Origin of the sequence: Candidatus Pantoea multigeneris (genome assembly GCF_011752615.1) — a bacterium.
Classification (GTDB): domain Bacteria; phylum Pseudomonadota; class Gammaproteobacteria; order Enterobacterales; family Enterobacteriaceae; genus Pantoea; species Pantoea multigeneris.
This window is the reverse complement of record NZ_VWXF01000002.1, coordinates 575,826-592,200: the sequence shown is the minus strand read 5'-3', so window position 1 is coordinate 592,200 and position 16,375 is coordinate 575,826. Positions and strand designations below refer to the sequence as shown.

General features: G+C 49.2%; 12 protein-coding genes. 5 read left to right on the top strand and 7 right to left on the bottom strand.

Annotated features, from left to right (window positions below; all coding sequences use genetic code 11):
- Positions 1–441: 441 nt before the first annotated feature.
- On the top strand, positions 442–1,191 hold the full coding sequence (locus F3J40_RS08070) for a LuxR family transcriptional regulator (RefSeq protein ID WP_167013524.1): 750 nt from the start codon (positions 442–444) through the stop codon (positions 1,189–1,191).
- Here F3J40_RS08070 and F3J40_RS08065 read toward each other — a convergent pair.
- From F3J40_RS08065 to F3J40_RS08050, 4 genes are all read right to left on the bottom strand, one after another.
- Positions 1,163–1,795 (bottom strand): acyl-homoserine-lactone synthase, encoded by a 633-nt coding sequence (locus F3J40_RS08065; protein ID WP_167013522.1) that lies wholly within the window; start codon positions 1,793–1,795, stop codon positions 1,163–1,165. The genes F3J40_RS08070 and F3J40_RS08065 overlap by 29 nt on opposite strands.
- A 1,032-nt stretch (positions 1,796–2,827) precedes the next feature.
- On the bottom strand, positions 2,828–3,880 hold the full coding sequence (locus tag F3J40_RS08060; RefSeq protein ID WP_017345982.1) for a RepB family plasmid replication initiator protein: 1,053 nt from the start codon (positions 3,878–3,880) through the stop codon (positions 2,828–2,830).
- 936 nt (positions 3,881–4,816) lie between these two features.
- Positions 4,817–5,752 (bottom strand): ParB family protein, encoded by a 936-nt coding sequence (locus F3J40_RS08055; RefSeq protein WP_167013834.1) that lies wholly within the window; start codon positions 5,750–5,752, stop codon positions 4,817–4,819.
- A gap of 35 nt (positions 5,753–5,787) precedes the next feature.
- Positions 5,788–6,990: an AAA family ATPase gene (locus tag F3J40_RS08050; RefSeq protein ID WP_017345980.1), complete on the bottom strand. Its 1,203-nt coding sequence runs from the start codon at positions 6,988–6,990 to the stop codon at positions 5,788–5,790.
- A gap of 683 nt (positions 6,991–7,673) precedes the next feature.
- On the opposite strand from F3J40_RS08050, the gene F3J40_RS08045 reads away from it, so the two are divergent.
- The 3 genes from F3J40_RS08045 to F3J40_RS08035 all read left to right on the top strand — a co-directional run bounded on the left by F3J40_RS08045 (position 7,674) and on the right by F3J40_RS08035 (position 9,094).
- Complete coding sequence (locus tag F3J40_RS08045; protein ID WP_167013833.1) at positions 7,674–7,889, top strand: DUF6500 family protein; 216 nt, start codon at positions 7,674–7,676, stop codon at positions 7,887–7,889.
- Between the two features lie 217 nt (positions 7,890–8,106).
- On the top strand, positions 8,107–8,496 hold the full coding sequence (locus tag F3J40_RS08040) for a YciI family protein (RefSeq protein WP_369410927.1): 390 nt from the start codon (positions 8,107–8,109) through the stop codon (positions 8,494–8,496).
- Between the two features lie 166 nt (positions 8,497–8,662).
- Entirely contained in the window at positions 8,663–9,094 is a 432-nt protein-coding gene (locus tag F3J40_RS08035) for a GNAT family N-acetyltransferase (RefSeq protein ID WP_205297248.1), read from the top strand.
- Between the two features lie 79 nt (positions 9,095–9,173).
- Here F3J40_RS08035 and F3J40_RS08030 read toward each other — a convergent pair whose 3' ends face one another.
- From F3J40_RS08030 to ydiJ, 3 genes are all read right to left on the bottom strand, one after another.
- The gene (locus F3J40_RS08030) at positions 9,174–9,392 is read right to left on the bottom strand and encodes a DUF7661 family protein (protein ID WP_167013520.1); all 219 of its coding nucleotides are present in this window, start codon (positions 9,390–9,392) and stop codon (positions 9,174–9,176) included.
- A gap of 205 nt (positions 9,393–9,597) precedes the next feature.
- Positions 9,598–10,197 (bottom strand): hypothetical protein, encoded by a 600-nt coding sequence (locus F3J40_RS08025; RefSeq protein ID WP_167013518.1) that lies wholly within the window; start codon positions 10,195–10,197, stop codon positions 9,598–9,600.
- A gap of 637 nt (positions 10,198–10,834) precedes the next feature.
- On the bottom strand, positions 10,835–13,891 hold the full coding sequence (ydiJ, locus tag F3J40_RS08020) for a D-2-hydroxyglutarate dehydrogenase YdiJ (RefSeq protein WP_167013516.1): 3,057 nt from the start codon (positions 13,889–13,891) through the stop codon (positions 10,835–10,837).
- A gap of 367 nt (positions 13,892–14,258) precedes the next feature.
- Here ydiJ and F3J40_RS08015 point away from each other — a divergent pair, with 367 nt between their 5' ends.
- Positions 14,259–16,361, top strand: a complete 2,103-nt coding sequence (locus tag F3J40_RS08015; RefSeq protein WP_167013514.1) for a hydantoinase/oxoprolinase family protein — start codon at positions 14,259–14,261, stop codon at positions 16,359–16,361.
- Positions 16,362–16,375: the final 14 nt, after the last annotated feature.

Here is a 16,375-nt window from a genome sequence, read left to right as displayed (position 1 = left end):
CAACAGAGGCTGCTGGATTCCGGTGTAACTCGCGTAAGCAGGGAATACCAAAGAGAAAATGGAGATATGAGGGGAGAGTTTATGCGTATCGCTACCCTCTTCCCTGACCGAGAGGTCAGCGCAACCGCAGTACATCCCTGAGTCCTGCTGAAGCGAGATGCATTCCTGTTAACCCGGCGTTTGCCTGATATATAACAAAAATGCTAATGTGTGAGTACGGCCAGCGGTGACTTTATAGTTCGTGTACCGTCTGGCCGTTATTCCCTGGTGTTAGCTGTTTTAGCAACCTGACCGGAAGGTCAGGTCTTTTTCCGCTCTAACAGCTGAAAATGATTGTACCCGGAGATGGTTTATATGTAAGTTGTTCTTAAGTGTTATCTCACCTGTACTAAAGTATAGGTTTGCTCACAAAACGAGCAAAAAACAGGTTATGGAGTGACGATGTTTGATTTTTTTTGTGCAAATAGAATGATTTCAGAAACGCTGCAAACGTATATCGAACGAAAATTGCAGCCGTATGGTTCACCGGATTACGCGTATACCGTCGTAAATAAGAAAAATCCTTCAGAAGTTCTTATTGTTTCCAGTTATCCTGACGAATGGGTCAGGCTCTACCGCGAGAACAACTTTCAGTTGACCGATCCCGTCATCCTCACTGCGTTTAAAAGGACCTCACCTTTTACGTGGGATGAAAACATCACGTTGATGTCTGATTTGCGCTTTACCAAAATTTTCACCCTGGCGAAACAGTACGATATCGTCAATGGGTTCACTTTCGTGCTTCATGACCACATGAACAATCTTGCGCTGCTTTCGCTGATTATTAAGGGAACCGATCTTGATGTCCTGGAGCAGAAACTGGCGGCAGAAAAAGGTGCGCTGCAAATCCAGTTGATTGATTTCAACGAGCAGATGTATCGCCTCACGGGAGCGATGACGGAGAAGTGGAGCCCAGAGGCCGACAGTGATAACTCGGCCATCTTTACCCTGAGAGAGAATGAAGTGCTCTACTGGGCCAGCATGGGAAAAACCTATGTTGAAACCTCAGCCATCACTGGGATCTCAGTGAGCACCGTCAAGTTCCACATTAAAAACGTGGTCTCTAAGCTCGGTGTCAGCAACGCCCGACAGGCAATCCGGCTGGGCGTTGAACTTGACCTTATCAGACCGGCAGCATCAGCGGCCAGGTAAATGCAGCGGATTCCGTCGAGCCGGTATGTTGCAATACCGATCCGGCGAGCTGCTCCTGGTCTTTCTTACCGGCAGGCAGATCCAGCAGATAGATTCGCTCTTTTTCCGTCAGGTAAGCTTCTTTCAATACCTCAATCTGCCAGCCCGAACGACGCAGAATCTTCAGCATAGCCCGGCTGACTATTGTATGAATGTTGGTGTGATGATTCTTCCTGCCCCAGTTAACCATCGCGAGAAACAGCGCCTGGCTGACGGGGTAGTCCTTGCCTAGCAGGCTGCGTGCGCGCTCTTTATCAACAAAGAAGCGGCTTGACTCCGTCCCACCCGCGGGCAGTTCAACGGTATCGAAGCACTCACGGAACGTGTGGGTGATCATATTAGGTTGGGACAGTGCAATAAATCTTACGCTGCAAATCAGATGCCCTTCGTAGATGCCCAAAATGTAACGTGTCCCAGGCACATCGAATTCATCTGACTCCATCCCCTGACTGCAGACCACATCCCAGCCTAACCGGTCACTGAAGGTCTGCTTACGCAGACGGTAGAGTTCGGTTGCGCGGGTGGTTTTAAGTTCCTCGTAGCTTACATCTATAAGTTCAAGCATTTACTGTTCCTAAAAAAAAACCGTCACTCGGTCATGACCCTGCCAATATTACAAACTTTCATTAATTTTTTCAGACTATTAAAGGTAATTAATTAATTTCTGTGGAGCAGAATCTGACAAGTGCAGATCATTAGCGTTGAAGGGGAAACAAACTGGAGAATTATGCTTTCTGCAACCGGGATTGCAGGATCGCGTTGCCCATCTCCCTTGAAGAGCAGCCGTGGCAGCCACAACCAGAACCTCTGCCCGGAAGGATCCGAGAAGGAGCTTATTTGCATACTCCCTGACAACCACTATGGAGAGCAGTTACTCTCTATAGTGGTTGTTAGATCCCTGGCATCCATGATCCAGTGATGATCTTTCGCATGCCCGGCGGTACAGGCTGATAAAGATCTACTCTCTATAGCGGTTATTCGTGCGATCGCGATCGCAGTTCCCACAGATTCAGCCTCTTATGGTGACTCCGCACCTGAGAAAGTTCAGCTGAACTATCCACTATAGAGAGCAGCTACTGTCTACAGCGGATAGCAGCCCTTGACGTGCTCTCAATGCCACTAAATCTCATAAACTCATGTTTATTAAACATAAAAAGTAACCTGGGGCTCTCAAAAAACCCCATACCGCGCGTCAAATATCTATTAATATCGAGGCAAATCAGTCAAATAGACGTCACAACGTCACTTCTTTCTAATAACCACTATAGAGAGCAAATCGCTACTCTCTATAGTGGTTACTGCCAGATGATCCGCACGAAGCCCACAGCGACAGGGCATGACATGAGCGCCCTCCCCTTCCACCGGGCCCGGAGCCATGTAGAAGTAGGGAGAAGCCGCAACAGGGAAAGGTAAATACGTGATTTGGGCATAACCGCTATGGAGAGTACTCACTTACTCTCCATAGCGGTTACAAGGTCACAAATGCCCGTAAAATCAGTATCAGAAGCAGATCGGGAGAGGACCATGGCGATGAATAACCGCTATAGAGAGTGGTTACTCTCTATAGCGGTTATCTAATCAGGGGAGTTACCGAGGGTTATTTCACTTTACCTTTGCGAATTTCTTCCAGGATCTTCAGTTCCGCTTTTGACAGCATCACCATCTCACCCTGTGGCTCGCTGGCTGGGACAACCTCGTTGGTTTCGATCGGATCATCGAGTTCCAGCTCATCCTCAAGAATATCAGGCAGTTTAAGTGGCAACTCAGCGGGCTTAAGCTTTGGCCGACGATAGTGGATATGGAATACCACCGAGTTACCTCGTTTCAATTCCGTGTAATCCAGGTAGCCAATATCCTTTAGCTGCTCCATGGCGCGGCGCACTGTCGCGTTCTGGGTAATGGGGCGGGATGTCAGGTTTAAACGCTGCCTGAGGCGTGCCATGGAGATAGGCACTGGGTTAGGCGGCAGGCTTTCAATAAACGTGTAGAGCGCCTGAGCAGACTCCTTGCGCGCAAGTGCGTTGATGGCTCGCAGTTGCAGCAAGACCTTGCGATCAAATTGATAGAGTTCAAAGAGTTTGGGATCGGCCTGCAGTTCAACAGTATCTTTTTTTACGCTGTACTTCGCAGATTGCACCAGGTGTGTAACGTAGAGTTCGTCTTTGTCGGCAGTGCCAAACTGAATGGTATTAGAGGCGATACGGATCAACGAGGCTTCAAGCCGCTGTCTTAGCTTGGCTGAGGATCGCGATGAAGGAATGCCACACAGTTTTACGAACTCAACAAAAGGCAAAACGACTTTGTCATTGGTCACATTGTACTTAGCGAATGCATGAATGATCCCAACCCAGGTTTTGAAATCATTGTCCATATCCAGCCGCTGGCCAATGATTTTAATTCTCTCATAACCTTCTGATTTTACTATAGAAAGAAGTTTTAGTTCGTTGGTGACATCCGTTACCGCCGTTGTCTCATTTTTTCTGTTATTGGTGGATTTCAACGTGGGCACAAACAGGCCTAATCGCATTAACGCGACCGGCTGAACGGTGTTATCTCGGTTGGGGGTAAGTACAACCAGTTCGCCTGTTCGCTTATCAGTTTCTGAAAAGGCTTCGACTACCTTGTTGTTTTTTATCTCATTTTCAGACATTTTCGAGGATCCGGTTTATACACAGTGATGTATCGCGTTTACTCTCTATAGCGGATACTAGCACTCACTTCATCGGTTAGACTACTCTCTATAGAGGTTAATTTACTCTCCATAGCGGTTGGTTTACTCACTATAGCGGTTACTGATCGCCTCTCAGGGCTTGTGTCACAAGGCCTCAGCGCTGCCGGGGATCTGTTAGGAACTTATTTGATCTCTTAGTGATCTGTTTTTTGATCTAAGCAATGAATAACGGGGATAAAATTTGCTGAAAACTCACCCAGAATCATCAACTAAACCTGTTCATCTGAAGAAAAATTATCCACAAGCTCGCGAGTTAACCACAGAAGACAGACGACTCTACTCACTACAGCGGTTATTGAGCGCTCTCTTCATCGGTTGTTTTACTCATTTCATCGGTTATTCCACTCTCTATAGAGGTTACTCTACTCACCATAGCGGTTACTGACAGCCTTTTAAGCCAGTAATATCAAGGCTTACAGCGATCCGGGATCTTCTTTGATCTCAGTGGGATCTCATTATGATCGAGTAATTGGATCGAGCCTGTGGATAAAGGGGATAAAAATCAAAATGAAAGCCAGCATCAGCGGTGATTTTCCTTAATCCATGCAGTGATTCAGCGATCATTGCTCTTTCTTGATAACGATCGTTTTGGATGTATAACATTGATCAAAATGTCACAGCCCTTCTCGCTACTGTCAAAAATGCAGAACAGCACCTCATAAAACGTCTGTATGCGTTTTCTGGCGACGTTATGGATCCAGATAACCCTGATTAGCATTTCTTTATAAAATCGTTTAGAAGGCGTTTGAGAGCGTTTGAATCCGTATGTAACAGATTGAATTGGGCTTTAAGCTGGAGGATAGGTGATGATTATGGACGCAAGATTCACGTCCATCTCAAAAACGAAGGTTAATATCAGGCTTTACTCAGAATCGCTTTGATCGCCGCATCGATCTCTTCAAGCGTGCCTGATGGCAAGCGATGGAACTCATACTGCACATGGCGCTTTTCAACGTTGGTTTTCCGCTTAGCGTAAGCTGCACGGTCAGTGAAATGGCCAAATTTTTCAGTCATCACGCTTTTGTTCTTTGCAGGTTTAACTAACTGCTTCTTAGCGGTGGTGAAAAATGACAAAATCCGGGTTTTCTGATCGTCAGAAGCGAGCTTATTCAGGGCCTGATCTTCGCTAATCCGCACTTTCACCTGATCAACAAGATCCTGAAGGCCAACACCCTCACACTTTGCCTCTTCTGCCACATCAAGCAGGAGTTTGTAATCCGGGATGCTGAGATCGGAAACCACCGGTATCAACGCAATAAACTCTGCCGGAACCCAGGCAGCCTGAAAAGCACGAGTAACCTTAGCGTTCGAGATACCTTCAGCCTTCGCAATTTCCGTTTTATTCATGCCCTGCGCTTCCATCATCAGGAAACGTTGTCCCAGTTCACGTAGGTTGTGTTCTTTTGCAGTCTGGATATCAGCAGCCAGTTGACGGGCATCACTGATATCAATGTCATCTTCGGTCACCAGCACTTCTAAGCCGGTGTGTGTGTACAGACAGGCGGCACGACGACGTGAACCGTCCATGATCTCAATACGCCCATCCACCACTCTCCCGATCGCCGGGAAGAACTGTTGCAGTTCAATAGTACGCGTGATGTCTTTCACCGATTCTTCGGTTAATGCTGCCTGATCGCGGCCATTTACTTTTGCATCAACAAACGTGCGGGCTTCAACTTCGCCACTTGGGATCAGTTGGCGAACAAACGTTGCCGTACTTCCGGATTTTAACGTGAAAACGCGTGACTGATTGCCGCTGTTAATAAAGCTCGACATCTGGGATTGCCCCATAGTGCGGCCAATGCGCTTGAGTGATTTTTGATCGGTCACTTGGTACTCCTGATATATTCAATTCGGTCGAAAACCGCGCGTGAGAAGTTCTCTGCTTCCTGCTTAGCCTTTCTGAGCGCATCAGCACTGCCGGGATAAGACGCGGGATTAGCGCTGATAACGGTATCGAATGACTCGCCACAGCGTTCAAAGCCATCCAGACGCGGCAGAACCGCATCCAGCATCGACTTGGTGAAAACTTCCCGTGCGAAGCTGTGGGAGGTGACATGGTCATGTTTGGTGGTCATCTTCGACATGAAACCGATATTTGCTTTCAGGCGCGGCTCAATGCCTTCATTCTCGATGCGTTCGAGCATTTCAGGCAGGCGTGTCAGATACTTCATGGTCGAGTGAAAATCGACTTGTGCAGGTGGTGTTGGGGTAAGGAGCAGATCGCTGGCAGCGATGGCGTTCAACATAAACGCATCCAGATGCGGCCCGGTATCGATGAAGATGAAATCATAGTCACCGGCCAGACGATCAATCACGTTGCGACGCAGGACTTCTGAAGGCGCTACGCCAGGCAGATTCTCCGCGACTAAGGCCTCCCAGTCACTGGCAACAAAGCCATCATCAATGGATGCAGGCATAACATCGACACCGGGCATCACGGTTGGCTTCACAAACTGTTCGCGCAGTTGCTCAGTGCTGACGTCATTGAGCATCGCCTGGGCAGCAGTTTCCAGCACAGAACCCACGCTGTTTGTATGACTCAGGAACATGGTGCTTGAAGCCTGGGGGTCGAGATCGATAACCAGAATACGCAGGTCGTTGTGGAGTAAACCCGGATGGGCTCGTAAACCATGTGCCAGGGTAACAGTCGTAACCGTTTTAGAGACCCCACCTTTCAGGTTCACCACGAAGATAACAAACGGTTCTTTATGCTTATCGCGATACTTAGGCACTTTTCGATGCTTGTAAATATCGACAACGTTTTGGATGCTCATGGCGTATTGCGAGGTGCTGCCCGTTTGCCGTCTGCCAAATTCATAACCGCCCTCTTCCATCTCGCTGATGGCGGCAGCGACAGCATGCTTACTGAGCAACGGCAGGTTGGCCACCGCATTACGCGTGAAGGTGTAGTAGTAGCCTTGCTGGTTAAATTCCTGGCGTTGTTGCTCTATGTGGCTGCTCAGACCGTGCAGCATTCCGTTAGCCCGGTTGGCGATATCAAACACATCACCGTAATCTCGCTTCATAAGCACCTCAATAGTAATGATTTCCGTTATTTTACTAAAAAAATCTCCACAAGCCAGTTTTTTGGTAAAAATACATAAAACTGGCTTTTTTTAAGAATTATCGATGATGATGATACAAAGTGATTTTACTAAAGTGATTTAAAATCAATATGTTATGAGGGTTGTTTTTGTTGGGTGGTTTTTGAACACTATATTGGCAGTTATTGAGAGAAATGCCAATATCGGAATTTCAGATAAAAGTGTGTATAGCCATTTTAAGTCTGAAAAAGCACCTTAAAATATGCAGATCACACCGTTAGTGAAAAAATGCATGGCGACGCTTTTAATGTCGGGTGCATGATTTTAACCCCCTGCCCTACTCCAACGTCACAAACACACTGTGAAAATTTTCTCTGGAACGCTAAATAAGATCATTCGGGCGATACTTTGCGAGAAGAAGTATTATCCCTCGGCATGACGCAGTTTATGAGTTTACCAGGTATTTTTGCGGGAGCATTCATATCTTCGGCGGAGAGGATATCAAAGCAAAAGATTATGCTATTTCGATTTCAGATTAGCCTTAGCTATTGAGATGGTAGCGTGAAAGCTATGAAGCTGCTGATAACGAGAATATCTGTGTAAAAATAACCTCGAACTTTAGTGTAAACAGAAACCAGCGATCCCTCTATCAACAAGGAAATGATCTGCGGCCAGAAATGAAGGAAAAAATTATCCGTATTTGTGAAGCCAAAATCAGGCAAAAAGGCAGCAATGTAGGCTTATCTTTTTATGCGTTCTTTGCCAACAAAAATGACGATCCTGAGTTGTTGATGGAGGTGGCCCAGTGGTGGATTAGGGATATGAAACTAGACCATTTCGAGAAAGCAGAAAAGATTAAAGCATTGATCTCAGACCTGTAGGCATCATCCCACAGGGCAATCGTGTTCAATTACCGTAAAGGGATGCGAAACATGGTGTTTTTCAGCCTGAAAAATTCATTTTTTATTATATATTTCAAATAGATATGTGGATTTCTTCTTGGTGGGTTTTCTCTGTTTTCAGGTTCAAAACCAGGCAATCACTCCAGAGAAAGCGTACTCTCTTAACAGGTGTCAGTTCAGGGGCAAGATTTGTTATGTGCAAAAGTGGATGTTATCGCTTGACCAAAAAGCCATATTCGATGCTTATTATCCTCCAGGGATCGCCAACTATAATGCCGCTAAAGGAGGAGAAATGCTTTTCGCAATAAGGTTCACCGATCACCCAGGTGAATATAATGTCAGAAAACAATATCTCAATTCGCATCTAGAGTGGTTAAAGCAAAAACAAGGAATAGTCCTTGCAGCTGGTTCACTGCGTGAAGAACATAACGATCAACCCGTCGGAGCGCTATGGATCGTAAAGGCGAAGCATCAAGAAGAGGCTTTATCTATATTTTCTGAAGACCCTTTTTGGGTCTATGGCTTGCGAGCATCGGTTGAGGTTTTATCGTGGAGCCTGGCCTTTGAGGACATGCTTAAAGATTAATATCTGTTCCTTGCTCACAGCGGAGCCTCATCTCCATCAGCCGTTCGCCCTGTGCCAGGAACGGGCATCTTTGCTACAGCTCCATATCACACGTTGACATTTTTAAAGCAGCCCTTGTTCACGACCTTATATTCATTCTTGAAGTTAAAAATATCGTACAGGATTAATGATGGAAATTTTATTGCGATTAGCCACGCCCAACGACATGGCAACTGTGAACGAGAGTTACGCTGAAGTCGGTTTTGTGCCTTCAAATAAAGGAGAGCTTATCGTCTTGGCATATCGTGGCGAGAGAATTGCTGGGCAAGGCAGAGTCACAAAAGTAGACGCTGATAGCAGCGAACTCGGTGGAATTTACGTTTTCCCGGGAAATGAGGGGTTAGGAATCGCCCGTACAATAGTGGAATTTCTTATCAGAAATGCTGAGAGCACCGTTCTTTACTGCCTGCCTTTTGCTGAGTTAGAAGGCTTTTATGGTTCAATGGGATTTAAAGCTGTGAGTCACATGGACAAGGTTCCTCAGGCCGTAAGTAAAAAACATCAATGGTGTAATGCCACTTATGATAAACCGGTCCTGCTTCTGGAGAAGTTTAAGTAAATACACATTAAAACGATCCGGCCATGCTTTAAAAGACAAGATGTAAAATCGCCGTTGCCGACAGATACGTATACATGTCTTATTCGATGCGTTCCACATCAGGATGACGCGCGCTTGCGGCCTCATGAAAAATATCGCCCAGCCAGCCTGGTATCTCTTCCTCTGCCATCGCGTCGGGAATAACGATGTCATAAAGCCGGGAAAATTTTCGTTCCGTCAGATCTGCACGGAAGACCAGCCAGCGTTCACCCTCACGTTTTATCCCAATATGTCGTCCAAAGACGTTATAGATCAGCATTATTGGCACCCTCTCAGGAACTGAGTAACTGGAATGTTGTGGTAAAACAACGTGAAAAAATGGCGATTTTAAGCCTGAAAATTTTAGAAAAATACATATTATTCATTATGTTATGGGTGTTTTCTTCTGGTGTGTTTTCACGAATTTCCATCGATTTTCACCTCTGGTTTACGGTGCCGTAAATTTAGGGTAGGGCAGGAAGCGATCACGTTTCTGGTGATGAAACCTCTACTGCCAGCTTACGCTGTACCAGACGCAGTGTACGGCGTCTGATCCAACCGCTGGCTGGGCGTATAAGCAGCCAGTAGCAGCTAAAGCGTGCTTTTACTCCCGGTGTGGGACAGTAGACAAAGGTTTCAGTGCATAAGCGAGTTTCTCCAGCGGAATCGGTGATGACCTTAAAACGCAGCACCAGCTTGGCAGCATTCGGGTCAGCGAACTGGAGAAATTGTTGGGCATCCTCTGGTTTGGGAAACATCAGCGCTGACTGCCAGAAGCGGCCAACCAGCCCAAAAGAGAGTTCGTCGCTGTCCTGATGCAGCAAAGTAAAGCTGTCCAGGCTAAAGGATGGGGCGGGTGCTATTCTGCGGCGTAGCCGATCCGGTAGTTGACGCAGCGCCAGTAAATGCTTAATCAGCGGGTCTTCGTGCATATCCAATGTCTGCACTGCGTGAATAATTGACTCGGGTAGGGCGTTGAGTGGGGCTGATTGATGTTTTTCATGAAAGCTGAATATCGGTAAAAACGGTGATGCATCTTGCCAGTGTCGACAGGCCTGCGCGCTGATAAACCCTAAAAACGGCATGCTTCTCTCCTTGAATGTGTAGCGCATTTCTCATTTCGTTCTGCGAGAATTGCATCGTGCTCTGCACGGTAAAATCACCGGTGCCTGGAACACACACCATCATCACTCTTGAGACTCCCCGCGTCAAATTCTCACTGAGTGGTTGCCTGTACCGGGCAGGTGCGATAAACCCGGAGTGAGGAGTGAGGAGTGAGGAGTGAGGAGTGAGGAGTGAGGAGTGAGGAGTGAGGAGTGAGGAGTGAGGAGTGAGGAGTGTCGAGTGGGGAGTGTCGAGTAAGGGCATTCTGGATATGTAACGGCTTTGGATCCAGACATACTCCTCAGGTGCCAATCGTCCTCCAGCAGAACCGCCCAACACTCTTTCACGATTCATATCTCTTTTCATGTGAAAATCTGGCGATTTTCAGCCTGAAAATTTATAAAAACCCTATACGGTTCATGATGTTGCGGGTGATTTTGTCTGGTGTGTTTTCGTTATTTTCACTCACTGCCAACACTGCCAACACTGCCAACACTGCCAACACTGCCAACACTGCCAACACTGCCAACACTGCCAACACTGCCAACACTGTTGCCTGAGGGGGCGTGGATATGCCCCCTTCATTGGGGCAGGGAAAACCGTTTATGGCTTGGAAAATTACGCCTGTCCCCCGGACTGCGCGGCGACAATTTCCAGCAGCGCCTGTAGCGGATGAAGCAACGTGGTGTGAGCAAATCGCTTCACCTGGCTGCGGCAGGAGTAGCCGGTGCTTAGACAACGCTCTGCAGGCAGACTTTCCAGCTTGCGTTGCCAGGAGAGCGAATAAATACCGCGCGAGTTTTCCAGGTTAATCCGCTCATGGCCATAGGTTCCGGCCATGCCGCAACACCCGAGGTTTACCGCTTCCAACCGTGCGCCAAAATGGGCGAATATCACGGCCCACTCCTGAGCCGATCCTGGTAGCGCCGTGGCTTCAGTGCAGTGGGTAAACAGATACCATGGCGGGGATTTCGGTTGCACGACGGCGGGTTGAAACGGCACGCTGCGCAGCCACTCATGCATCAGCGCCACGGTAAAATGGCCGCGCTGGTCGCCCAGCACTCGTTGGTATTCGTCGCGAAAACAGAGCACCAGCGCTGGGTCAACGCCCACCATCGGAATATTCAACCGGGCAATCTGATTCAAACGCTCCGAGGTCAAGCCGGCGGTGTGAGCAAAACGCTGTAAAAACCCTTTCACATGTTGCGCTTTGCCATTAGGCGTGAAGGGCAGGATAACCGGGTGGAAACCTAAATGCGTAATCAGCTTAACCGCATCTTCAACCACCTTCGCATCATAAAAACTGGTAAAAGGATCCTGAATCAACACCACGTACTGTTTTCTCTGCTGTTCATCGAGCTGGAGCAGCCGGTTTACAGGCGTCAGTGCCGTGGGATGTGATGCGACACGCTGCTTTAATGTCGGCACGGACAACAGCGGGAGATCAACCATTCCCGTGGTTTTACTGACTATCTGATGAACGAGTTTTCTGCGCAGGAACAGGTTGGTCAAACGCGGGATCCGGGCGAGTAGCGGGGTGTAGCTCTCTACTGCGGCGACAATATGATCGCGCAGGGGGCGCAGATAGCGCGTATGGTAAAGCTGTAAAAAGCGTGAGCGGAAGTCGGGAACGTCTATTTTTACCGGACACTGGGTGGAACACGCTTTACAGGCGAGGCAGCCTGACATCGCCGCTTTGACCTCATGAGAAAAGTCATAACGCCCCCTTTTGGCGGCCAGCGTGTGGTGTAAGCGCAGCATAAACCCCGGACGGGACGTCTCCACTGTTGCCGGATCGACGTTTTTCTCCGCCAGCAGACGTAGCCACTCTCTTACCATTGTGGCGCGGCCTTTCGGGGAGTGAAGGCGATTTTGCGTAATTTTCCAGGAAGGGCACATCGGGCTAAAGGTATCGTAGTTGAAACACAGTCCATTGCCGTTGCATTCTAACGGCCCACGCCAGTCGGTACGGATGTTCACCGGGATCTGCCGATCGTAAGTCCCGCGTTTTACCGCATCGACACGAAACATCGCGCGATCATCAGTCTGGAGTGGCGGGCATATCTTGCCGGGATTAAGACGATTGAGCGGGTCGAAAGCGGTTTTAATGCCCCTGAGTTCCTGATACAGCTCAGGCCCGAAAAATTCCGGACTGTATTCGGCGCGGAAACCTTTACCGTGTTCGCCCCAGAGCAGCCCGCCATATTTCCCGGTCAGCGCCACGACTTCATCAGAGATATGTTTGTGCAGTATTTCGTGTCGGGGATCGGTCAGATCCAGTGCCGGTCGGACATGTAAAACGCCAGCGTCCACATGACCAAACATGCCATAACGCAGTTCATGTCTGTCGAGCAATGCCCTGAATTCTGCGATGTAATCCGCCAGTTTTTCCGGTGGTACGCAGGTATCTTCGACAAAAGCCACCGGCTTACCACGTCCACGGGCATTGCCGAGCAAACCCACGGCTTTTTTACGCATGGCGTAAATACGTTCGATTTCGTCCACTTCGGTGCAGAGTTGCCAGCCAATCACCCCGGCCTGCTGGGCAGTAATAAACTGATTAAGACGCTCGCACATCACTGCCACACGCTGATTAATCTCCTCTTTATCGTCCCCGGCGAACTCAACCATATTGAGGCCGAGCAGCTGCTGGCCGGGAATATCAGTGATCAATTCACTCACCGAGTGCCAGACAATATCTTCGCGCGCCAGATTCAGCACGGTCGAATCTACAGTTTCCACAGAGAGCGCATTGGCCTCTACCATGAAGGTCGCATTGCGCAACGCCGCATCAAACGAATCATACTTGACGTTAATCAGGCGTCTGACCTGCGGAATCGGGGTGATATTGAGCTTTGCGGCGGTGATCAAAGCCAGCGAGCCTTCGGACCCGGCCAGAATACGGCTGAGATTAAACTCCGTTAAGTCATCGTTATACACATGCCGCAGGTCATACCCGGTCAGAAAGCGGTTGAGTTGGGGAAATTTTTCCAGGATCAGGGCGCGTTGGGTACGACAGCGCTCCACCACGGTACGATAAATATGGCCTTCGCGGCTGCTGGCCATTCCCCGCGTGGTGGCTTCTGCCGCTGACATCGGGCCCGTCTCAATCGCATCACCATTCACCAGCACGGCGGAGATGCCGATGACGTGATCGGAGGTTTTACCATAGACCAGCGATCCCTGGCCTGAAGCGTCGGTATTGATCATTCCTCCGAGGGTGGCACGGTTACTGGTAGATAATTCAGGCGAAAAAAAGAAGCCAAACGGTTTGAGATAGTCATTTAACTGGTCTTTCACCACGCCCGCCTGCGCGATCACCCACCTCTCTTCGATATTGATTTCGATGATGTGATTCATATAGCGGGATAAATCAACGATGACATTATGGTTGAGCGACTGACCGTTGGTGCCGGTGCCTCCACCGCGAGGCGTGAAAGTGATGGTAGGGAAGGACTCATCTGCCACACGGGTCAGTAATTCGATATCAGCGCTATGGCGTGGGAATAATAACGCTTCCGGCAAACACTGATAAATACTGTTATCCGTGGCGAGAGTCAGCCTGTCACTGTATTGATCCGCAATATCACCGCTAAAACCCCGCACGCGAAGTTCCGCAAGAAAGCGCTTTGTTTCAGGGGGAATGCCGGGTACGTCATTAAGTCCTGGAATCATTGTTAATTTGCTCACCTAAATGGAGTGCAGATCACACCTCACGTGATTGCACCCGGTATTTGCACCCGGATTTCAACCGTATGAAGCGGCGGCACAACCTGTTTCAGAGTCGGGGTTGGAATTTGAATAATGCTGAATTGAATAAAAAACACGATTTATCAGGCTGTTAAATGAAAAATAATTTTTTTTCGCAAAACTGTGATCGATAAGAAAACCCTATCATGACGTCAGTTGTCAGACATCTTATCTCATGTTATAAGGATGTGACAATGTAGTTTCGTAGTGACTCAAACCGAGTGTGAGCTGGCACTTACCGATACTTCACCATGCTGTTAACCAGCTGGTCTGATGAAACTGGATATGAGAAATGATCGAACGTAATAATACAAAGCAGGCGGTGCGGATTGGGGTCGATATTGGGGGAACCTTCACCGATATTGCGCTGGAAATTGGCACGCAAATTTTCTCGACGAAGTTATTAACCAATTACTCAGCCCCCGAGCAGGCTATTCTGGACGGTATTCTGACGGTGGTAAAAGATGCCGATATTCACCTCAGTGATATCGACATGGTGATCCACGGCACCACGCTGGCAACCAACGCACTGATTGAACGTCGTGGTGCTAAAACCGCCTTTATTACGACAGAAGGTTTCCGGGACGTATTAGAAATGCGTACTGAGAACCGCTTTGAGCAGTACGATCTCAATATCACCTTGCCTAAACCGCTGATTGCGCGTCCCGATCGTTACACTCTGAACGAACGTGTGGGTTCCAAAGGTCAGGTGCTGAAAGCACTGGATCTGGATGAAGCAGAGACGCTGGCCAGCGTCATCGAGCAGGGCGGTTACACCAGCGTGGCAATTGGCTTTATGCACAGCTACCTGAACGGTGAACATGAAGCTCGGGTGCGCGATATCCTGCTGCGCCGTAATCCCTCACTCTCGGTCAGCATTTCATCTGAAGTTTCACCGCAAATGCGCGAGTACGAGCGTTTCAACACCGTCTGCGCCAACGCCTATGTCCGTCCGGTCATGGAGTCTTATCTTCACTCGCTGGTTGATCGTCTGAAAGAGACCGGGATCGCCTGCCCGGTGTTTATGATCCACTCCGGCGGCGGCATCATCAGCGTGCAGAACGCTGCGGCCTTCCCGGTACGTCTGATGGAATCTGGCCCGGCAGGCGGAGCCATGTTTGCCGCTGATATTGCCAACCGTTTCAGTCTCGATTCGGTTATCTCGTTTGATATGGGTGGTACCACCGCAAAAATCTGTCTGATCGAGCAGGGTCGCCCGAAGACGGCAAAAACATTTGAAGTCGACCGCAGCTACCGTTTTAAAAAGGGCAGCGGCATGCCAATTTCAATCCCGGTAATCGAAATGGTTGAGATCGGGGCCGGTGGTGGCTCGTTAGCCAGCGTCGACAGCATGAACCAGATCCGCGTCGGGCCTGAAAGTGCGGCTTCAGAGCCGGGGCCGGCTTGTTATCAGCGTGGCGGTAAACGTCCAGCAGTAACGGATGCCGATTTAATCCTGGGTCGTCTGGATGCGGATAACTTCGCCGGGGGAGCCATCAGGTTAAGCACTGCCGCGGCTGAAGCTGCCTTGAATGACGCCGTGGGTGAGAAGCTGGCACTGACGCCATCGCTGGCCGCTTTCGGTATCAGTGAAGTGGTGGATGAAAACATGGCCAATGCGGCGCGTGCTCACGCGGTAGAAAACGGCAAAGCGCTGGAGGCCTTTACCATGATCGCCTTCGGTGGTGCTGCGCCGGTACATGCTTCTCGCCTGTGCGAAAAACTCGGCATTGACCGCCTGCTGATCCCACGCAGTGCCGGTGTCGGTTCGGCGGTGGGCTTCCTCAAAGCGCCGTTTGGCTACGAAGTGGTTAAAAGCGCTTTTATGCGCCTCGACCTGTGTGACATGAGCCAGGTAAACGCCACGCTGAATGAACTGGCCGCGAGCGCCGCGCAGGTGCTGGAAGAGGGTGCGCGCGATCAAACCATCATCTGGGAGCGTCGTGCTTATATGCGCTATCAGGGCCAGGGTTGGGAGATCCCCATCGAGCTGCCAGAAGGTCCCTATCAGGATGCGCAGCGCGAAACCTTTGCCCAACTGTTTGAGCAGGCTTATACCCAGTTCTTTGGTCGTCCGATTGAAGGGTTGCCGATCGAAATCATCAGCTGGACCGTCAAAGCCAGTTCACAACTGCCGCCGGTTGAAAAAGTGGATCCGCTTCAGGCAGTTACCGCTACGCACAGTACGCTGATCCGCCCACTGTTTGATGCGGCGCTGGGGGACTATGTCGATGCACAAATCTGTGAACGTGAAAGCCTGCGTCCCGGACAGCGTGTCAGCGGCCCGGCTATCGTCGTTGAACGCGAAACTTCCACCATCGTCACTTCCAGCTTCGATGTCATTGTGCAGAACGATGGCAGCCTGCTGGTGCAGAAAAAAAACCTGCTGAATTAAGCCCGGCTATCAGG